Raw genomic sequence first — 19,818 nt, forward strand, 5'->3', positions numbered from 1 at the left:
AGTGGTGAAATCAGACCGAAAACCAATATAAGGGAATAATATGAAAGCCATGAACAAAATCACTATTGCTATGCTGACTCTCGGATTTGCTGTTTCTGCACAAGCGGCAACAACGCTTAAAATGGGCATGCAAGCCTCAGTAGGTTCGGTGGAATACACGTCTGCTAAATTGCTTGCTGACACGATTGATGAGATGAGTAACGGGGACATCAAACTGTCACTTTTCCCAAGCGCACAGTTGGGTGATGATCGCGCAATGCTACAACAGTTAAGTTTGGGTGACTTGGATATCACTTACGCTGAATTTGGCCGTATGGGTCTTTGGATCCCTCGCGCAGAAGCCGTAACATTGCCATACGTTGCGAAAGATTATGAACATCTACGCCGTATGTTTGAATCTGATTTTGGCCAAGGCATCCGTGAGGAAATGCTCACTAAATTCAATTGGCGAGCGCTAGATACTTGGTATAACGGAACGCGTGAAACAACGTCTAACCGCCCTCTTGAATCAATATCAGACTTTAAAGGCTTGAAGCTTCGTGTTCCAAACGCCAAACCAAACCTAAATTACGCAAAACTGTCTGGTGCATCTCCGACACCAATGGCGTTTTCTGAAGTGTACCTAGCACTGCAAACGAATGCGGTTGACGGTCAAGAAAACCCATTGCCGACCATTAAAACAATGAAGTTCTATGAAGTTCAGAAGAACCTCGCGATCACAAACCACATTGTGAACGATCAAATGGTGATCATTTCTGAGACGACTTGGCAAAAACTGTCCGAAGCTGATCGTAAGATAGTAACCGCTGCGGTAGCGAAAGCGGGCGCTGCTCATACCGCTTCAGTGAAAAAACAAGAAGCTGAATTAGTTGCTTTCTTTGAGTCTCAAGGCGTGAATGTCACTTATCCAGACCTTGCTCCGTTCCGTCAAGCAATGGAGCCGCTATACACGAAGTTTGAAGACAAAATTGGTCAGCCAATTGTGAAAAAACTGGCGAGCATGTAAGCGATCGCCTATTGGTAGTAAATAAGCTTGGCTGGCCATAAGAGGCCAGCCTTGGAGCTAAAAAATGTTACGTAAGATTATTGATAATATCGAAGAGATCATCACCGTACCTTTAATGGCCATTCTGCTCCTAGTTCTGACTTGGCAGATCGGAACCCGTTGGTTATTGAATGATCCTTCGCTTTGGAGTGAAGAGCTCGCGCGAGTTCTTTTTATGTATATGTCGTTAATTGGTTGTGCGATGGCCATAAAAACGGGTTCGCACGTCAAAATTACTTTTTTCTCAGACAAATTACCCAACAAAGTACGCTTTTCGTTAGCGTTTGCTTTGGAGTTAGCTGTACTCGTGTCTATTTTTGCCATTATCTATTTGGGCTACCAACACGTTCAACGTACCGCTTTTTTTGAGCTGATCACGTTAGAAATTTCGAGTAAGTGGATGAATTATAGTTTACCTCTTGCTGGCTTGTTTATGGTGGCGCGTCAACTGGAGAAAATGGTTCAGTTAGTCGGTGAGTTTCGCTTAAGTACAGCTGAAGCATCTGAACAATCATCTCAAACAGTCGTTAGGTAGGAGTCGTTATGGCAGGTTCAATTTTTGGCTGGTTAGCACTCCTGTTTGCAGGGATGCCGGTTGGCTTTTCACTTATTTTCGTTGCACTTGTGTTCTTGGTATTAACTCAGAGCACGGGCATTAACTTCGCCGCTCAGCAAATGCTGGGTGGCATCAATAACTTTACGCTGTTATCGGTACCTTTTTTTGTATTAACTGGGCACTTAATGAACAGTGCTGGGATTACAGAGCGTATCTTTAATTTTGCTAAGTCCATGGTAGGGCACATTACCGGTAGCTTGGGTCATGTAAATATCATGGCAAGCTTACTATTCTCTGGTATGTCCGGATCGGCTTTAGCGGATGCGGGTGGTCTTGGGCAGCTTGAAATTAAATCAATGCGAGACGCAAAGTACGATGACGATTTCGCTGGTGGATTAACCGCCGCTTCTTGCATCATCGGTCCTTTGGTTCCACCTTCTGTTCCGCTCGTGATTTATGGTGTGGTTTCTAATACATCCATTGGTGCTTTGTTTTTAGCCGGCGCCATTCCAGGCTTGATGTGCGCAGCGTCTTTAATGGTAATGAGCTATTTCATCTGTAAGAAACGTGGCTACATGACCTTACCTAAAGCGACTCGCGGTGAGCGATTTAAATCACTAAAAGAAGCTTTCTTGTCTTTGTTGACGCCCGTTATCATCATTGGTGGCATCTTCTCGGGTAAATTCACGCCAACAGAAGCGGCCGTTGTTTCTTCTTTATATGCCTTGTTTTTAGGCGTTGTGGTTTACCGTCAAGTTACGCTGACAAGCTTTGTTGGTATCTTAAAAGAAACCGTTAATACCACCGCTGTTGTTGCATTGATGGTCATGGGTGTGACGGTATTTGGTTGGATTGTAGCGCGAGAGCAATTGCCTCAAATGATGGCTGATTATTTCTTAACAATCAGTGATAACCCGCTTGTACTCTTGTTACTGATTAACTTGCTGCTCCTATTTTTGGGTACATTTATTGAATCGCTAGCTTTGCTTCTTTTATTGGTTCCGTTCCTTGTGCCTGTCGCCGCGGCAGTGGGTATTGATCCGGTTCATTTTGGTGTCATGGCTATTTTGAACTTAATGATCGGTATTTTAACCCCGCCAATGGGCATGGCTTTGTATGTGGTTTCGAAGGTTGGAGACATTCCGTTCCATACCTTGACTAAAGGGGTCATTCCACTTTTGGTGCCATTATTTATCGTACTTGCGCTTATTGCGGTATTCCCTCAATTCACGCTTTTCCTCCCGGAATTGATGCTTGATTACGGAAAGTAACAGGCAGATTAAATAAACGACTAATAAATGGAATGGATTCCGGTTCATTCCATGTTTAAGACAATATAATTAAGGTAAGAAGATGAAAAAGTTATCAGGACTAATTGCAGCACCTCACACCCCGTTTGATGCCGCTAATAAAGTTAATTTTGGTGCGATTGACCAAATCGCAGAACTGTTGATTGACCAAGGAGTAACGGGGGCTTACGTGTGTGGGACAACGGGCGAGGGGATTCATTGCTCGGTAGAAGAGCGTAAAGCCATCGCGCAGCATTGGGTTAAGGCTGCTGGTGGTAAATTAGATCTCATTATTCACACAGGCGCCCTGAGCATTATTGATACGTTAGAGCTGACTCGCCACGCAGAGGAATTGGATATTCTCGCGACATCGGCTATTGGCCCGTGTTTCTTTAAACCAGGTAATGTTGAAGATTTGGTCGAGTATTGTGCGCAAGTAGCGGCGGCCGCGCCTTCAAAGGGATTTTATTATTACCACTCTGGTATGTCTGGCGTAAATGTCGATTTGGAACAGTTTCTAATTCAAGCCGATGATCGTATTCCTAACCTATCGGGTGCAAAATTTAACAACGTCGATTTATATGAGTATCAACGTTGTGTGCGTGTAGCCAATGGTAAGTTTGATATCCCGTTTGGTGTTGATGAGTTTTTACCGGCCGGTTTGGCTGTTGGAGCTGTGAGCGCTGTTGGGAGCACTTATAACTACGCTGCACCACTTTACCTAAAGATCATCGAAGCATTTAACAAAGGCGATCAAGCTCAAGTCGCCGCGTTAATGGACAAAGTGATTGCGCTGATTCGTGTGTTGGTAGAATACGGCGGCGTAGCAGCGGGTAAAGCCGCGATGGAGTTACATGGTATTGATGCAGGTAACCCTCGCTCACCAATTCGCCCGTTAACGGCAGCACAAAAAGCCGATGTTGTAGCAAAAATGCGAGACGCTGACTTCTTGTAACAATAAAAGGGGGGAAATCCCCCTTATATTGCGCTTTAAGACGGGGTGCTATGTCATTGTTTTATGGAGTCTGTTATTTTGGCTCAAGCATTAAGTATTTAAAGGGGCCAATGTGAATACGCCTAAAAATTTATTAGTCAGAATGCGTTCTAATATAGAACCCTTGAGTAAAAAACTCACCATTGTGGCTAACTACATTATTGAAAATGCGCACGACGTGCAATTTCAAACGATCACAGAACTTGCCAAGAATACTCAAACCAGTGAAGCGACCGTAGTGCGTTTGTGCCGTGACATGGGCTACAAAGGGTATTCCGATTTCCGCATGGGGCTGGCTATTGATTTAAGCCAAACCGCTAGCCAAAATGCGCCAGAAATTGAAGGCGATATTTGCGACGTTTCTGCTCAGAATGCAGTAGCAAGTTTGAATGATACCGCCAAGCTCATTGACAGGAAATCGTTGGAGAGGATCTGTACACTAGTACATAACTCTAGTTTTATCAGCTGTGTTGGTGTTGGTGCGTCGAGTATTGTAGGGCGATATCTTTCATTTCGTTTGTTACGAATTGGTAAGAAAGTCACTATGTATGAAGACACTCACCTTGCGGCAATGAATGCGGTTCGTTGTACTGAAGGTGATTTGTGGATATCTGTGTCCAGTTCCGGTTCGACCAAAGAGGTAGTCCACGCGGCAACGCAAGCGTATAAACGCGGAGTTCCTGTCGTCTCCTTAACGAACATTAGTCACAGTCCTTTGTCTGCCATCTCTACTGAAATGTTAGTAGCAGCAAGGCCTGAAGGGCCGCTGACTGGAGGCGCATTTTCCTCTAAAGTAGGTGCATTGTTGCTTGTTGACGTATTAGTTAATACTTTGCTAGACATTTATCCAGAATACTCTGAGTCCGTTTTGGAAACCGCAGAAGTTGTCATGCCGCTCATGACAACCTAATAAGTTAAAACCTATTTCTACCCAAAGCCTGCAATCGCAGGCTTTTATTTTATTTATTTATGAAAATAATTTTTTTGTTAACTTGATCTAATAAAAATAATTTTCTCCGATCAATACTATGTGTGAATTATAAACAAGAGAGTTATACGTATTCTCATTAACTGAAAGGCACATTGTTGCCATTCAAATAAGGAAATTAAGATAATGAATAAACAACACTTCAATCGCTTGGTTATGCCACTTCTGGCGGCTTCTGTGTTCCTTAGCACTGCGTCTTTTGCAAAAGACCAGTGGCCTGATTTACCCGTTGGCATGAAAAGCGGCATTAGCGCTCAAGTGGGAAGCAAGCTTTACGTTGGCTTAGGGTCTACAGGCCAAGATTTCTACATGTTGGATCTCGACAATGTAAAAAAAGGCTGGCAGAAGAAAGCGGATTTCTCAGGCCCTGCGCGAAGCGGTGCAACAGCGAGTGTTGTTGGTGAGGATATCTATGTTTTCGGTGGCTCAGGAAAGAAGAACACCAGTGATGCGGCGCCAATCCTTTTTGATACCGTTTACCGCTATGACGCTGATGCAAATACTTGGGCCCGTGTGAATACTCAAACACCAGTAGGTTTACTTGGGGCAGCTTCGTATTCGCCTGATAACAAACAAGTGCTGTTTTTTGGCGGCTACAACAAAGGTTACTTTGATAAATACTTGGCAGACATCAACGCGACAAGCAGAAAAGAACAGCCGGAAAAATGGCAAAAAATCGTCGATGACTACATGGGAATGAAGCCACTAGATTACAAATGGAACTCAAACGTTCTGAGCTATACACCTGAAACTGGGATATGGAAAGAATTAGGCTCTTCTCCTTACCTGCCAAACTGCGGTTCAGCTTTGGTTAAGCAAGGGGCTAAGGCGACGTTGGTGAGTGGCGAGATTAAACCAGGGCTAAGAACGTCTGAAGTAAAGCAGTTTGCTTTCGGTGCCGCTCAACCTTGGATGAGCTTGCATGACTTACCTAAGCCATCAAGCCAACAGACTCAAGAAGGCGTTGCAGGTGCGTTTGCTGGGGAAAGCAACGGTGTTGTGATTGTAGCGGGGGGCGCAAACTTCCACGGAGCAAAAGGCGCATTTGAGCAAGGAAAAATGTTTGCCCATAACGGGTTTGGCAAAGCCTTTAATCCCGAAACGTATGTGTTAAAGAGTGGGTTATGGGCGCAATCCACAGATCTGCCACACGGCCTAGCTTATGGCGCGTCCTTTACTACGGATGATGGTGTGCTGGTTATTGGTGGAGAGGATGGTGAGCGCGCGGCTCGTAAAGAAGTGTATTTGCTTTCTTGGGACGGCCAAGCTGTTCAAGTCACTAACTAATCACGGGGTTAAGTATGTCACTTTCTATCGTTACGTATCCTAACTTTCCCGTTGAAATTATAAACGCTGTTGGTGCTCGAATTGGCAACCGAATCTTCGCAGGGTTGGGCAGTGCAGGAACGCAGTTTTATAGCCTAGATTTGAACGCCACTGAACGTGGTTGGCAATCGATGGCAGCGTTTACTGGTGTGGTTAGGAATGATGCCGTCATGGTCGCAAGTGGCAGTGGCATTTGGGTGTTCTCTGGTGCCGGGATAAAGGCAAGCGGTGAGAGCGCCCAAGTGCTTACTGATGTGCATCGTTTTGATATAGAAAATAACGAATGGCAAACGATCGTATCGACGATCCCTGTCGGTTTACTCGGTGCAAGCGGTTGTGAAATTGCACCAGGAAAAATCGCGTTTTGGGGCGGATACAACAAGCCCTTGTTTGATGACTTTCTAGCGAAGCTCAGCCAGATAGACTCCGCGCTTGAACCGGCAAAACATCAAGCCGCTTTGGTTGAATTTATGTCGATGCAACCGGAGCAGTACGGTTGGAATCAGGACATTTGGTTGTTCGATTGTGAAACGTTGCAATGGCGAATCCTAGCAGAAAATTCATTTCCAGCTAACTGCGGTGCGAGCCTAATACAAGATGATAATCAGGTGGTGTTGGTAGACGGAGAAATCAAACCTGGGCTGCGCAGTACCCAAGTAAAACAATTTACTTTTTCTTCCGTAGAAGAAGTGAAGAGCAATACGTTGCCAAGCATTCAAGCCTCCCCCCAAGAGCATGAAGGTTTAGCTGGCGCGTATGCCGGGCTGGTGAAAGGCCAGTATTTGGTTGCCGGAGGCGCATTTTTCATCGGTAGCCAGAAGAAAGCGAGAGAAAAGCAGTGGTATACCCATCAAGGGTTAAGTAAGCATTATGCTGGCGATATTTGGTGTTTGCAGGAGCAACAATGGCGACGGGTAGGCGAACTGCCTGTTGGTCAAGCTTATGGCATCTCGATTTCCAGCGAACAAGGTCTAATCATCATTGGAGGTGAAAACGCAAAAGGACAAGGACTACAAAGTTGTTATTTGATTAATTGGCACGCATAAGCCGCTCCCCCTATAGGTGACTTACGCGTAAAAAACTGACCCTAAAGTTAGTTTTTTGGTTCAGTTTGACTAAGACCCAATTGGACAGCAAACACTTTGATGGTTTCCCTCAGAGGCGTGAAACCTCTGAGGTTATTGTCTATTTGATAGTAAACATCAGCAGTTGGTGCTTGTTGTTCTCCGTTCTATTTAAGGAGAATTAAAGTGAAAAATAGAGAACATTGTTTAAAAGGAATTAACCTGTTAGCGAGCGTAGCAATTGCTTCATCCTTACTCGTATCTTTTCAAGCTAACGCCGTTGCTCCTAACATTCGCGATACCATCGTTTTTAAAGGTGGAGAAGGTGGCAGTAGCCATTATCGTATTCCGGCTATGGTCGTCGCAGCCGATGGGTCTTTAGTCGCTTTTGCGGAAGGAAGAGGAACGTCTGGAGACCCTGGAAATGGTACTCCAACAAGCATAAAGAGCCGTCGTTCGACAGACAATGGTCAAACATGGTCTGCGTATCAAGCGATCCAAGAAAATTCAGCCGAGGCATACTCTGACCCTCGTCCGATGTTAGATGCAAGTAATGGCAGAATATTCGTCTTTTATACTAAGTGGGATATAGATTGTGCCCAAAACGGCAGTTGTGTTCCATTTGATGATCCAAACCATAAGCTATTGTTCAAAACCAGTGACGACAACGGACAAACGTGGTCGACAGAAACGGATGTTTTAGATCAAGTCCGCGATGTGAACTGGTTTGCAAATGGTGATTCGACTCATAACGGCAGAGCCACTTGGTCTTATACACCAAGTGCTAGCCAAGTAGCGCAGGCAGCAGCCTCCGGTTGGCAACTCGACTGGAACTCTAGAGTCGCGAATGGAGCGTGTAACGTCCAATACTATGGTGATGGCAATACCCGTTACCTTGTTGATTTGGTCGTAAATGATGATAAGTCAGTTAAAGCGGTTTTATATGGCAATGGGAGTAACAACGAATACCCACTCAATTTTGATGTTGGTGGCTACCATGATTATCAAATTGTAGGCAGTGGCAGTAGTGCAAGCTTTTACGTCGATGGGACGCTAATTGCGAGTGGTTGGGGTGGTCAGTCTCATAGCGGTAAAACGGTCACGTGGGGCAATGGGTGTTCTTCGACTTCTGGCAGTGCAGCTTATAAAACCATCGACTTTTCTATTGCTAACACGGCGGTGGCTCAGTTCGATGCTACTTTAATGCGTCGAGTCAACGACAGCGTGATTAACCAACCTTCAGAACAAGGCTGGGCTAAGACTGGGGCAAATGGTGGGCATGGCGACCCGGGCTGGAAGAGTATTAATGCAGGCCCGGGCCAAGGGATTCAACTGAATTCGGGTCGTTTGATTTTCCCTGCAATCGTTCTAGATGCGTTTGAACAACTGTCGGTGGTTTCTATTTACAGCGATGATCATGGGGTTTCGTGGCAGGCCGGCCAACAAACACCGACCTACGCCCAAGAGCCAAGTGAAGCCGATATGGTTCAGCTTAACGATGGACGCATTTTACTTTCAGCACGTAACGATGGAGTCACGGGAACGGGTAACTTTAATCGCTATCACTATATCAGCGAAGATAACGGTATTAGCTGGAAAGTGATTGAAGAAACCAGAAACTCAGTGAATGGCGCTTTATTTTTTAAACTTGATCAAGTTGATATTGGTCTAGTGAGGTACGGCAACGACCGCGTACTGATGTCTGGCCCACAAGGCAACGGCGCAGTCAGTTCAGATCGCAATGATTTGGCTATTTGGAGTGCGACGGATAATGGCAGTGGTGTGTACAATTTCACCCAGAGAACCCAATTTCGTGATGGATACAGCGCTTATTCAGACATTGTTATCCTTCCTAATAAAGGTTCGGCTGGCAACGAAGATTTAGGGGTTATTTATGAAGCTAAATCGAGCTCCGAAATTCGAGTGATGGTGATGGATATTAATAACGTTAATTGATCGGAATAGACGCCAGAGCCTTATTTACATGAGGCTTTGGCGTACGACTCCGGCGTAACGTTTCATTGGCCTAGGCTTGAGATAAAGGGGGGAGCAAGTGTTTTCTACATGGATGAATAATATAGGTTTTAAGCAAAAAATAATCATAGGTTCCATCTTGCTTATGGTCGCGGCGATCGCAGTCAGCAATATGATTTTGTTTAATAAATACCAACAGGATTTAGAGAAAAACCTGATTGAAAAAATAGAGCTGGGCTTGAGCTTAGAGTCTTACAAAATTGAACAGTGGCTCGCGTCTAATGTTCGGAATTTGGAACGCTCGGCTGAGTACTTTCAAACAAGGCGTAGCCCCAAAGATATGGTGACGGCGTTAGGTCTAATTGCAGAAACAGACAGCGTTGATGATGTTGTGATTGCGTTTGTCGATGGCACCGGGTTTTCTGCAAAAAATGGCATGTTAGACGTGACCGAGAGTGATCCACGTAAGACACAATGGTTTACTCTTGTGATGAAAACCAAACAAACTAGCGTGACCGATTTTTATCAAGATCCTAAAACGGGAAAACCGACGGTCAGTATTGCTGCTCCGGTAAAATATGGCGTGTTGACACTAAATATACATTTAGAGCGTTTTAGTGCATTTCTCAAAAAAGCCAATATCGAAACGGCCGAAGAAACCATATATAATCAACAGCAACAGATCTTGTTTTCAACGTCACCATCTGAGCTTCTGGGGCAATCCTTACAACAAAGATTTGTTGCCGATACGATCAACGACCGCTTTCTCGCCACACTATCTGGGGTTTTTAAATACAGCAAAGATAATAAAGTTGGCCTTTTCTTTTCTCAGAGTTTTAAGGTGCTTGGTGAACAAAAATGGCACCTGACACTGGAAACCGACGAGCAGATCATTGATGAAGCGCTTAAGGAGGCTTGGCAGCAGTTATTGATGGGGGGAGGTGTTTCTGTCGTTATTGCAGCCATGATTTTAATTGCAACCCTAGGGTATTTGTTCCGTCCCATTGTCGCACTTAAGAAAGTCGTGATTAGCCTTTCGTCCGGAGAGTGCGACCTCACCCAGAGACTACCCGTAAAAAACAACGATGATTTAGGGCAAATAGCTAAAGCCATCAACGAGTTTATTTTTAATCTGCAATTGATGATGAAAGAGGTCTCGGAGTCATCAGATCAAATTACACATTCTCTTAATCTTGTACACGATCAAGCGGATTCAAACCTTAATAAGCTCAATAGCCATGCGTTAGAAACGGATCAAGTGGTGACAGCCATGACAGAAATGACGGCTTCTTCTGAAGCGGTCGCGCAAAGCACGGTTTCCGCATCGGAGTTTACTCAGACCGTTATCGGTGAAATGACGCAATCGCAACAGGTGGTTGGTGAAGCAGTGATTTGTGTTGAAGCTTTCGTTGATCAATTTGAGGTAATGGCTGAGCGCGTGACTCAAATGAGTGATGGAGCATCTCGAATCAACGAGGTATTAACCGTGATCGGTGGCGTTGCAGAGCAAACCAATTTATTGGCACTTAATGCCGCGATTGAGGCGGCAAGGGCTGGGGAGCAAGGAAGAGGTTTTGCGGTTGTCGCGGATGAAGTCAGGGCGTTGGCGGCTCGTACTCAAACAAGTACCAATGAAATAGATGCGATGCTGTCAGAGTTAACGTCGCTGTCGCTTGGGGTGGCGAATAGCATGGGTAAAACCAGCGAAGCTAGCATTTCTACTGCAGAGCGAACAGCAAAAATATCCCAACGGTTAGAGTCGGTGGAAAGTTCGGTAAATAACGTTGCCAGCTTAACGTCTCAGGTAGCGGTTGCTTCCGAGCAGCAAAGCCTAGTAGCAGAAGAGATTAACGCTAATATCAGTACCATTAACCTTATCGCTGGCGAACTTATTGTCAGTGCTCAAGATACGCAATCCAATATTAGCAATTTACTGGATTCCAATGAGAGGCTGAAAAATGTGGTGATGAAATTTCGAGTATAGAATGACCTTGTACGTGAATAATAAAAGACAATCTAATAGATGAGGTTTGTCTATTACGATTTTGGGGGTTGAAGCCCTGTAATACTCAGTAACGGGTATCATAGGGCGAGAGGCTTAAGTGAATGTTTCTTGTCGTAGTGATTACTTTATGTCTGGGCTAAATATGGGCTTATATTTTCTCGATATACAAGATCACTTCACCAACGTTAAAGCCCCATTTAGTCATGTCTGTTTTGTTAAATAGGCGTTTCTCGTCAATTAGGAACATCCAGTCATCTAGAGTGACTTGGTAAATTGTGCCGTCGACGGGTATTTCTAGATCATACTTCCAATAAAGCGCTGAACCTTGAGTCTCTCCTGTCGCAACCCCGACCACGTCGCCTGCGGTACCTTGATACTGGTTATCCGACGTTTTTTCTAGTTGCCAAACTCGGGTTGATTTTTCGCCGTCATCGAACTCAAACCATTCTTTTATTTCGCCTTTATTGCCCTTCCAAGAGGCAAGAAGCTTAACGTCGAAACGGCGCAATAAGTTACCTGAGCGATCTAACACCATTCCGTATGCTTTTAATTCACCGTCAAAGAACTGCTCAAGTTTAAGCTCGGGTGTTGTGCCTTGGTGTTCATCCAAATTAGCACTGCCACATGCTGTAAGCAGTAGGATGAAAGACAATAATGCGAGTTTTTTCATTGGTCTAATCCTAGAAGTTGAGAACGAAGATCCGGGTGGCTGGTTCGTTCAGAAAGCCAAATAGACAAAAATGCACCACCAAATAATGGGTCTGACAAGGTGCCGATGACTTTGTCTTCCAAATAAAAGGTGCTCACACCGTTTTTTCCGGCCACAAATGTGAGGGTATTGCCCGGTTCTACATCGGGCCAAATATCAGACAGCGGGGCAGACCAACGTTTAATTTGTTCATCTGAATAGCCCAGATGCTGCCATTGCTCAATGGTGGCATCGATAAGATCTTGATTATCTATGGATTGGTAATATTCGATCTTGAGTGCTTTGTCTTGGGGTTGGTCATCGTTTGCACTCGCTGGATTTTCATTAGGCATTTCTTGGAAAAATTGAGCTTGGTATAAGGTCCAAAATAGGTAATCCATTTCACCTTGGCCCACTCTTTTTAGGTGGCTAATGGGTGAAGCCGATACGCTAAAGCTTAATGTTATGGCAGCAATAGTGAGAATAGATATGAACGTTTTCATGCTTGGCCCCTGATTCCTGTTGCTGTGGTATGAGTGAGGTAGCGTTTTAAATAAACCATGGTTGGCAGTAATAAAGACCAAACGAGAATCAGAAAAATTGCAACATCGCCACTCGATAGCAGCGGTTGAATGACACCCGCTTTAATGCCTCCCCAATAACTGCTTGTGCCTCCTACCGCGCCAATGAGCATTAACGTCATCGCTGAGCGGTTATCAAGCCAACTTAAACTGTGGTTTAGGCTCATGACAAACATGACCCACATCATCAATAACCAGAATGGGAAGAATCCTTCACCAGCGCTAAATATACCTAAATCGAGTTGAACCTTATCTGCCATTAACCCGATGGGCACCAGCGCCAATAATTTCAAGTCTTGTCTGCGAGTGGGCGACAAAGCCACATGCACCACAAAAAGTATCGGCATTACCCAGTAGGCGTGCGAGTTAAATAGCGCTGCGCATGCCCAACTGGCTTGAAAAAGAACCAGATTAATAATCCAAAACCGTTTCATCTTGTTGTCCTCTGAATTGGGGTTTTCTCGCAACCACGTGATGTGTGCTGATCACTCGCTCTAAGAACGCACCCTCGCAATAGCAAAGGTAGAAAATCCATAGTCGTTTGAATTGGTCGTCGTAACCTAAGTCCACTAATTGATCCCAGCTTTGCTCAAACTTGATGCGCCAGTCGTAAAGAGTCCGGGCATAGTGCAAGCCAATATCATGCATTTCGTGTACGACCAAATCGGTGTGCTTGGCCATTTGCTCTGTCATGACGGCAACGGAGGGTAGGCAACCACCCGGGAAGATGTATTTTTGGATAAAGTCGACGCTTTTTCTGTAGCTCTCATATCGGCCATCCGCAATGGTGATCGACTGAACTAACATTTTGCCGTCGGGCTTTAGAAGGCTGGAGCATTTATCAAAGAAGGTCGACAGGTATTCGTGTCCGACGGCTTCGATCATCTCTATCGAAACCAGTTTGTCATAATGTCCGTCAAGGGCGCGGTAGTCTTTTTTCAGCAAGGTTATTTTGTCTTTAAGACCCAGTTGTTCAATTCTCTCTTTGGCGTATTGGTGCTGAGCATCAGAAATGGTGGTCGTGGTGACATGGCAGCCATAATGTTGAGCGATGTAAATGGCGAGGCCGCCCCAGCCGGTGCCAATTTCAATCACGCTGTCTTCTTGTTTCAACTCTAAGCGCTCGCAAATGGTTTTCATTTTAAGCTGTTGTGCGTGCTCTAGCGACGTGGCTTGTGGGTCATATATGGCACAAGAGTATTGCATTGCGGGGTCAAGAAAACGGGTGTACAGCTCATTGCCTAAATCATAGTGGGCTAAGATGTTTCGCTTAGAGCCATGCTCGGTGTTGGCATTTTTTCTTCTCAGTAGCAATTTCTTGAATTTGGACAACCACTGAACTTTATTTTCTATTTGATCGAGCTTTGATTGATTCTTCGCCATCGCTTGGATCACGCGAGTTAGGTCTGGGCTTGTCCACTTGCCATCGATAAAGGCCTCGGCGGCTCCTATGCTGCCGTTGTTAATGACATCTTGATAGAAGCTGGCGTCATGGATGTTGATTTCGGCAGACAACGCGGCGTGTCGGTCTCCGAAAACGTTATGCTGTTCGCCTTCGGTTACTTCGATATTGGCATGCTCAAGTTTACTGAGTAGAGCAAAAATCAAATGACGATATTTTCCCATTGAGTCGCCAGCTTGTGTGATTGACGGTTGGGTTAATGTTTGATTCTGTTTTGCTATATTTTCCATGTAAACCTCGCTTGAGCGTATTGTTATCGTTATTTTTAGTGCTGACTTGGTGCTAAGAGTTAGACTCTGCCTCTGGGTGGGCAACAAACGGTACGCGTTTAAGTAACAGTTTGAGTGCTTGCCAGTAGATCCCTGAAACCACTTTGAGTGTCATTGCAGGGATTAAGCACAAAGTACGAGTTAATTCTTTATTGCTGAACTCGTGTTTTTGTAATGCCAGTGTGGCGTCGAACACTTTGTCTTGCTTGTGGTTTTCAATGTGTACTAATGTGTTTTTGTTCGGTGCTGAAATCGTCCAGTGATAAGTCATGTCCATTTCCATAAAAGGTGAAACATGGAACGCTTTTCTCACCTGCATACTTCCGTTCATATCGATTAAGTAGTAGTGCCTTTGCTTCCATGGTGTGTTGCTCACCTCGGCCAACATATATTGGCATTCACCTGACTCTGAGTAGCAAAAATAACAGTTGATTGGGCTGAAATAGAGCCCCATACATCGAGCCTGAGCCAGTAATACCACTCGGTTGTCTATGTTCCAGTTGCCACCCAAGTCCTTTACTTTCTGATATATACGTTGCTTTAAATAGCCAGGTTCACTTTTAATGTAATCTTTTTCATTAAATCGAATCGGGTTAAACCAATGTTCGCCAAAGATGCGGCTTCGCTGTGCTAATTCGGGTAGTTCATCGATATCGATACCCAACATATACAGTGAATAGTTGAACGCGTGAGCCACTTTTCCAAAACGGCGATGACGAACATTTCCCCAATAAATACCACTGTTATTACTGCTCATAATTGGGCCTCAAAGAAAGATTTCTATAGGGACTGACCAAAACGCTTAGTCACATCTAAAGCACTGCGCACGCCGTCTTCATGGAACCCGCTATACCAATAGGCACCAACAAAGTGACAGCCGTTTTTTCCGCAGATGAGATCGCGTTTTTTCTGAGCGATGACGCTTGATTGATCCAACACCGGGTGATGGTAAACAAAGCTGCGAATGATCTTATTCTTGTCGATGGCTTCGCTTTGATTGAGCGTGACGCAAAATGTGTCTTGGCTGCGTATGCCTTGTAAGATGTTCATGTTGTAGGTGACGCAAGAAGGCCGAGATAAATTGCCGTCTAACATGTAGTTCCAACTTGCCCATGCTAACTTTCTGTCTGGTAACAAACGGGTATCTGTGTGTAAAACGACTTCATTGCGGCTGTAAGGAATACCAGAAAGTACGTCGACTTCCAGCTCCGTTGGGTCGGCTAACAAACGCAGGGCTTGATCGGAGTGACACGCAAATATCACATCATCAAACAGTTGAGCGTCACCATTTTCCATGATGACTTCTACCCCCATATCCAAACGCTTGACGTGCTTGATGTTCGCACCAGTAATAATGGGTTTACTGAGCTTAGATTGGATGGCATTGACGTAAACACGTGAACCTCCCGGCACTACGTACCACTGAGGTCTGTCGGTGATGTTTAGTAACCCGTGATGGTAAAAGAACTGAATGAAAAACTTCAGTTCAAACTTTCCCATTTCTTCGAGGCTTGTAGACCAAATAGCGGCGCCCATTGGTAGTATGTAATGCTCACTAAAAAAGGCCGAAAAGTTGTGCTGTGCGAGAAATTCACCCAGAGTGGATTTGGCTTCAATGTTATTACTGCGAAATGCTTGCTTGCAAAGCTTATTGAACTTGATGATTTCACTGATTAAGCGCCAAAACTTGGGCTTGAATAGGTTGCTTCGTTGAGCGAACAGCGAATTGATACCGTGCCCGTTATATTCAAATTTGGTTTGCTTATTATGGACGCTGAAACTCATTTCTGTTTTTTGCCGTGTGATGCCTAATTGTGCTAACAATAAGTTGAAATTTGGGTAAGTGCGGTCATTGAACACAATAAAGCCGGTATCAATCGCGTATTGTGTTCCTTGGTGTTCAATATCGACGGTTGCTGTGTGGCCCCCGACGTACTGGTTTTTTTCAAATACCGTCACTTTGTTATGCGCATCAAGTAGATAGGCGCACGTTAGCCCTGAGATGCCTGAGCCGATAATAGCGATGTTTTTCATTGTGATACCATCCTTGTCGCGATTTTATTCCAGAGTGATGAAGGCAAAAATCGTAGGCATTTCATCGCAAAAATGAAGAGAGTAGGAAAGCTAATGTCCGCTTTACCTTTTGCTAGCCCTTGAATGATTTTTTCCGCTGCGGCTTGCTGAGTCATGATCATCGGCATGTCGAATGTATTTTTGTCTGTGAGTGGCGTTTCAACGAAACCGGGATGAACCACCGAGACGTGAATGTCGTGTTGAGCCAAATTAATCGATAACGTTTTTGCTAGATAGGTGAGGCCAGCCTTTGAGGTTCCATAGGCTTCTGCTCTTGGTAACGGTAATAGACCGGCGCTGGAGCTGACTAATACGACTCTGCCTCCCGGTTTTATATGCTTAAGCCACGTCTCTAATCCATAGCCAATTGAAATCAGGTTGATATTGATGACTCGTTCGAACATCTTGGCATCGAAATTAAGGGCATCATCGATGTATTCACAATCCCCAGCGTTAAAAATGACCAAATCGAGTGGTTCAAAATCTGGCGCCATTTTGGGGTAGTTCTGGTAATCCAAGAGGTCAAAACACAAGGTCGAAATCAGACCGTTGGCTTGTTGTAGCAGCCCCAATTTAGATGGGTTTCGTCCACAAGCGATTACGTCATTTCCGAGTTCGGCGTACTGTTCCGTGAGGGATTGGCCTATTCCCGAGGTCGCACCAGTAATTAAAATTTTCATGCGTTACTCGCTCTGTTTTTAATGGATTTGATCAGCAAACCGATGACTGGAACGTGCTCATAGATCATCGCACCTACGTCCAAATAGTCTTGATGGAAAATGACTTTGTCTTGGAATGCTCTAAGGTAAGAATGACCAATAACCGTGACGGGGTTCAAGCTGTTTAAGGTTTTGTGCGTGAAGGTCATGGTCCAATAAACGGCGGCTTGTTGTTCTGTTTCGAAGACGTTGTCGATAACAAAATCGCATTCGTGAATATTTTGATAGCTGCTTTGAAAGCTCTGTAATAGGGATGCAAAGCCTTCGACTTGGTGTAGTGGGTCAATAAAGGTGACGTTTGGGTGATAAACGGTTTCGAGGGTGGTGAGATTATCGGTCCCGAGCGCACTGTAAACGTCTATAAAATTCTGTAACCACAATGAGCGCTGCATAGATCTTTACCTCTATTGTTTATGTAATCAACGGGGTTTATTCAAGACTTTGTTTGAAAAATCCCAGGGCCTTAAGTCGAGCTTCTTTATGCTCTACTATCGGAGGCCAGTACTGGCTAGTGAGAGGGAATTTCGCCAGATAATCATGTGGAAAGTGGATTTGCTTATCTGGTATATCCCTTAGCTCTGGTACATATCTACGAATGAAATCTCCATTTGGATCAAATTTTTTGCTTTGAGTTATGGGATTAAATATTCGGAAATAAGGTTGAGCATCGCATCCTGTGCTGGAAGCCCACTGCCAGCCGCCATTATTCGCACTTAGGTCACCATCTATAAGTTGAGACATGAAAAATTGCTCACCTTGCCTCCAGTCGATCAGTAAATGTTTGGTTAAAAAGCTCGCCACCACCATTCTTAAGCGATTATGCATCCACCCAGTTTGAATGAGCTGCCTCATTGCGGCGTCTACCAGTGGGTAACCCGTTCGGCCATCGCACCACGCTTGAAAATGGTCTGGATTACCCCGCCAGTGCATGTGTCGGTACTTTTCTTGGAAGCTTTCGCCTTTAGCTAGATTTGGATAGCGGAATAAAAGGTGTTTGTAAAAATCTCGCCAAATCAGTTCGTTTAACCAGGCAAAACTGGGCACATTGGTATCGTAGATGAGTTCTGGGTGCTGTTGAATCAATTGAGTTGCTAGCCAGCGCGGGCTAATTGCACCTATGGCCAAGTAAGGTGACAACCCAGAGGTGGCTTTTATATTAGGAAAATCTCGCTTTGTTGCGTAATCAGCGACTTTTTCATCTAAGAAGTGAGGAACAACCGAGCTCATAACGACGTCGCTTAGAGGCCAGCGTGATGAGTCTTTGCATGGATAGTCAAATTCGAATCGCTCGGCATTGCTTGTTTTGGGATCGTTAGTGGTATGGGCAATACTTGGTGTAGAGAAGCAGGTGACGCCGTACTGTTCTATTTTTTGAAGCCAAACACGTTTGAACGGCGTAAATACCTTGAACATGTCATCTTGCTTATTGCGTACCGTACCTACGGGTAAGATGGTATCGCATTCAAAGACTTCGAGTGCAATGCCAGTATTGGCAAAGTGCTCGTCACGCTTGAGTTCATTGATTTCAGGCTCACGGTTGGCCATTACGGTTTGGTAGTCTTTGTCTTGGCAATACTGTTCCAGAACGGCGACCTGATCTTGGTATGTTTTTGCTTGTAAATGTACAAGCGTTATACCGAACTCAATGAGTTGGTTTGCAACCAATACCAGGTGCCGTTTGATGAAGTCAGCTTGGACTGGCGCCATGTTGTGGTCGCGCCATTGATGCGGAGTTGAAATAAAAACGGCCTCAGTTGCCCCTTGATTTAAGGCACTACATAAGGCTGGATTATCATGTATTCTCAGATCGCGTCGTAACCAGAGTAATGGGCTCAATATCCGTACCTCAAACGCAGAGTTTTCGGGTGCGGGTTAAGATAAGTTTGTTCTAACAGGTATTCATTTGGGTATTCAAGTAAGTAGTGATTAATTAGGGTCAGTGGAACCAAAAGAGGGGTAATGCCTTGTCGATAAGCATCGATTTCATCGCTTAGTTCTTTTCGTTTCTCTTTGGTGAGCTGCTTTTTGAAGTAACCTTGTAAGTGTTGCAAAGTGTTGGTATGGCTACGACGTGTCGCTTTGATCGTTAGCGCTTCCATTAACAATGCTATGTACTTGTCTGCGACCACATTAATTTCTTCCTCAGGTGACGCGAGTAGCCTGCCCAGCTGTTTGTAGCTTTCAATATGGTGGCTCATCACTAAGTACTTATGTGCGCTATGAAAAGTGATCAACTTGTGAATCGTGAATCCTTCTGCTTTTAGGTCGAGCCATTTTTGATACGTAAAAATACGAGTGATGAAGTTCTCGCGGATGATGGGATCGTTTAAGCGCCCATTTTCTTCGCAAGGCAATAGCGGGTTGTGTTGCATTATTTGCTTTGAAAACATGCCGACACCGTTCATTTCCGAGCCTTTTCCGTCTTCTTGATACACTTTCACTCGTTCCATACCGCAGCTTGGGCTTTTCGCGCAAAAGATAAAACCTGCTAGATCATCTGAACCTTTGGCATGATCTTGCCCGAGTTTAGTTAACGCTTCGGTGACATCTCCTGAACCATCTGGGCGCGAAACCGAGATAAGGTCGCCATGTGAGATTTGCCTGATGGTTGGGCGAGGGATAGGGAGCCCTACCGCAACCTCTGGGCAAACGGGTTTGTATTCGACGAATTCACCAAGCTCTTCAACACAAAAGAATGATCGTTTGTGGCTTTTGTCATAGCGAACTTGTTGCCCCACAACGCAAGCACTGATGCCTATTTTTAGCTTCTTATCCATGGTGGTGT

19 protein-coding genes are annotated in these 19,818 nt (G+C 44.8%); 9 read left to right on the forward strand and 10 right to left on the reverse strand.

Annotated elements, in window-relative coordinates:
• The first annotated feature begins 40 nt into the window (after window positions 1-40).
• The 9 genes from QWZ04_RS21225 (at window position 41) to QWZ04_RS21265 (ending at window position 11,220) form a co-directional block, all read left to right on the forward strand.
• Window positions 41-1,006 (forward strand): sialic acid TRAP transporter substrate-binding protein SiaP, encoded by a 966-nt coding sequence (locus tag QWZ04_RS21225; protein WP_135382527.1) that lies wholly within the window; start codon window positions 41-43, stop codon window positions 1,004-1,006.
• Between the two features lie 64 nt (window positions 1,007-1,070).
• Window positions 1,071-1,580: a TRAP transporter small permease gene (locus QWZ04_RS21230; RefSeq protein ID WP_290330255.1), complete on the forward strand. Its 510-nt coding sequence runs from the start codon at window positions 1,071-1,073 to the stop codon at window positions 1,578-1,580.
• A gap of 8 nt (window positions 1,581-1,588) precedes the next feature.
• A complete protein-coding gene (locus QWZ04_RS21235) occupies window positions 1,589-2,872 on the forward strand; it encodes a TRAP transporter large permease (protein WP_009847244.1) in 1,284 nt (427 codons plus the stop codon).
• An 82-nt stretch (window positions 2,873-2,954) separates the two neighbouring features.
• Window positions 2,955-3,845 carry a dihydrodipicolinate synthase family protein gene (locus QWZ04_RS21240; RefSeq protein WP_290330256.1) on the forward strand — a complete coding sequence of 297 codons (891 nt, stop codon included), beginning with the start codon at window positions 2,955-2,957 and terminating at the stop codon, window positions 3,843-3,845.
• Between the two features lie 112 nt (window positions 3,846-3,957).
• Window positions 3,958-4,794, forward strand: coding sequence for a MurR/RpiR family transcriptional regulator (locus tag QWZ04_RS21245; RefSeq protein WP_102257793.1), 837 nt, complete (start codon window positions 3,958-3,960; stop codon window positions 4,792-4,794).
• Window positions 4,795-4,998: 204 nt separating this feature from the next.
• A complete protein-coding gene (locus tag QWZ04_RS21250; protein WP_435433645.1) occupies window positions 4,999-6,159 on the forward strand; it encodes an N-acetylneuraminate epimerase in 1,161 nt (386 codons plus the stop codon).
• 14 nt (window positions 6,160-6,173) lie between these two features.
• Window positions 6,174-7,244 carry a YjhT family mutarotase gene (locus tag QWZ04_RS21255; RefSeq protein ID WP_290330258.1) on the forward strand — a complete coding sequence of 357 codons (1,071 nt, stop codon included), beginning with the start codon at window positions 6,174-6,176 and terminating at the stop codon, window positions 7,242-7,244.
• A gap of 204 nt (window positions 7,245-7,448) precedes the next feature.
• Window positions 7,449-9,218 (forward strand): exo-alpha-sialidase, encoded by a 1,770-nt coding sequence (locus QWZ04_RS21260; RefSeq protein WP_290330259.1) that lies wholly within the window; start codon window positions 7,449-7,451, stop codon window positions 9,216-9,218.
• Window positions 9,219-9,315: 97 nt separating this feature from the next.
• On the forward strand, window positions 9,316-11,220 hold the full coding sequence (locus tag QWZ04_RS21265; RefSeq protein ID WP_290330260.1) for a methyl-accepting chemotaxis protein: 1,905 nt from the start codon (window positions 9,316-9,318) through the stop codon (window positions 11,218-11,220).
• Between the two features lie 169 nt (window positions 11,221-11,389).
• Here the strand turns inward: QWZ04_RS21265 and QWZ04_RS21270 are convergent, their stop codons facing one another.
• From QWZ04_RS21270 to QWZ04_RS21315, 10 genes are read right to left on the reverse strand one after another with little or no spacing between them, the layout of a single operon-like run.
• A complete protein-coding gene (locus QWZ04_RS21270) occupies window positions 11,390-11,911 on the reverse strand; it encodes a DUF3833 domain-containing protein (protein WP_290330262.1) in 522 nt (173 codons plus the stop codon).
• A complete protein-coding gene (locus QWZ04_RS21275; protein ID WP_290330263.1) occupies window positions 11,908-12,432 on the reverse strand; it encodes a chalcone isomerase family protein in 525 nt (174 codons plus the stop codon). Before QWZ04_RS21275 ends, QWZ04_RS21270 begins: the two co-directional genes overlap by 4 nt.
• Window positions 12,429-12,944, reverse strand: coding sequence for a DUF2878 domain-containing protein (locus QWZ04_RS21280; RefSeq protein ID WP_290330264.1), 516 nt, complete (start codon window positions 12,942-12,944; stop codon window positions 12,429-12,431). The genes QWZ04_RS21275 and QWZ04_RS21280 overlap by 4 nt, the downstream gene beginning before the upstream one ends.
• Window positions 12,922-14,202, reverse strand: a complete 1,281-nt coding sequence (locus tag QWZ04_RS21285) for an SAM-dependent methyltransferase (protein ID WP_290330266.1) — start codon at window positions 14,200-14,202, stop codon at window positions 12,922-12,924. Before QWZ04_RS21285 ends, QWZ04_RS21280 begins: the two co-directional genes overlap by 23 nt.
• 52 nt (window positions 14,203-14,254) lie before the next feature.
• A complete protein-coding gene (locus tag QWZ04_RS21290) occupies window positions 14,255-14,998 on the reverse strand; it encodes a DUF1365 domain-containing protein (RefSeq protein ID WP_290330267.1) in 744 nt (247 codons plus the stop codon).
• Window positions 14,999-15,021: 23 nt separating this feature from the next.
• A complete protein-coding gene (locus tag QWZ04_RS21295; RefSeq protein WP_290330269.1) occupies window positions 15,022-16,275 on the reverse strand; it encodes an NAD(P)/FAD-dependent oxidoreductase in 1,254 nt (417 codons plus the stop codon).
• Window positions 16,272-16,994, reverse strand: coding sequence for an SDR family NAD(P)-dependent oxidoreductase (locus tag QWZ04_RS21300; RefSeq protein ID WP_290330270.1), 723 nt, complete (start codon window positions 16,992-16,994; stop codon window positions 16,272-16,274). Before QWZ04_RS21300 ends, QWZ04_RS21295 begins: the two co-directional genes overlap by 4 nt.
• Window positions 16,991-17,425: a nuclear transport factor 2 family protein gene (locus QWZ04_RS21305; protein WP_290330271.1), complete on the reverse strand. Its 435-nt coding sequence runs from the start codon at window positions 17,423-17,425 to the stop codon at window positions 16,991-16,993. Before QWZ04_RS21305 ends, QWZ04_RS21300 begins: the two co-directional genes overlap by 4 nt.
• A 37-nt stretch (window positions 17,426-17,462) precedes the next feature.
• Entirely contained in the window at window positions 17,463-18,869 is a 1,407-nt protein-coding gene (gene phrB / locus QWZ04_RS21310) for a deoxyribodipyrimidine photo-lyase (RefSeq protein WP_290330272.1), read from the reverse strand.
• Entirely contained in the window at window positions 18,866-19,810 is a 945-nt protein-coding gene (locus QWZ04_RS21315; protein ID WP_290330274.1) for a YbgA family protein, read from the reverse strand. The genes phrB and QWZ04_RS21315 overlap by 4 nt, the downstream gene beginning before the upstream one ends.
• Between the last annotated feature and the right edge of the window lie 8 nt (window positions 19,811-19,818).

It is taken from the genome of Vibrio tapetis subsp. quintayensis (assembly GCF_030409945.1).
GTDB lineage: Bacteria > Pseudomonadota > Gammaproteobacteria > Enterobacterales > Vibrionaceae > Vibrio > Vibrio quintayensis.

Coding starts and splice junctions, on each gene's coding strand:
- QWZ04_RS21225 (WP_135382527.1), top strand. CDS start 41: ATGAAAGCCATGAACAAAATCACTATTGCTATGCTGACTCTCGGATTT.
- QWZ04_RS21230 (WP_290330255.1), top strand. CDS start 1,071: ATGTTACGTAAGATTATTGATAATATCGAAGAGATCATCACCGTACCT.
- QWZ04_RS21235 (WP_009847244.1), top strand. CDS start 1,589: ATGGCAGGTTCAATTTTTGGCTGGTTAGCACTCCTGTTTGCAGGGATG.
- QWZ04_RS21240 (WP_290330256.1), top strand. CDS start 2,955: ATGAAAAAGTTATCAGGACTAATTGCAGCACCTCACACCCCGTTTGAT.
- QWZ04_RS21250 (WP_435433645.1), top strand. CDS start 4,999: ATGAATAAACAACACTTCAATCGCTTGGTTATGCCACTTCTGGCGGCT.
- QWZ04_RS21255 (WP_290330258.1), top strand. CDS start 6,174: ATGTCACTTTCTATCGTTACGTATCCTAACTTTCCCGTTGAAATTATA.
- QWZ04_RS21270 (WP_290330262.1), bottom strand. CDS start 11,911: ATGAAAAAACTCGCATTATTGTCTTTCATCCTACTGCTTACAGCATGT.
- QWZ04_RS21275 (WP_290330263.1), bottom strand. CDS start 12,432: ATGAAAACGTTCATATCTATTCTCACTATTGCTGCCATAACATTAAGC.
- QWZ04_RS21280 (WP_290330264.1), bottom strand. CDS start 12,944: ATGAAACGGTTTTGGATTATTAATCTGGTTCTTTTTCAAGCCAGTTGG.
- QWZ04_RS21285 (WP_290330266.1), bottom strand. CDS start 14,202: ATGGAAAATATAGCAAAACAGAATCAAACATTAACCCAACCGTCAATC.
- QWZ04_RS21290 (WP_290330267.1), bottom strand. CDS start 14,998: ATGAGCAGTAATAACAGTGGTATTTATTGGGGAAATGTTCGTCATCGC.
- QWZ04_RS21295 (WP_290330269.1), bottom strand. CDS start 16,275: ATGAAAAACATCGCTATTATCGGCTCAGGCATCTCAGGGCTAACGTGC.
- QWZ04_RS21300 (WP_290330270.1), bottom strand. CDS start 16,994: ATGAAAATTTTAATTACTGGTGCGACCTCGGGAATAGGCCAATCCCTC.
- QWZ04_RS21305 (WP_290330271.1), bottom strand. CDS start 17,425: ATGCAGCGCTCATTGTGGTTACAGAATTTTATAGACGTTTACAGTGCG.
- QWZ04_RS21315 (WP_290330274.1), bottom strand. CDS start 19,810: ATGGATAAGAAGCTAAAAATAGGCATCAGTGCTTGCGTTGTGGGGCAA.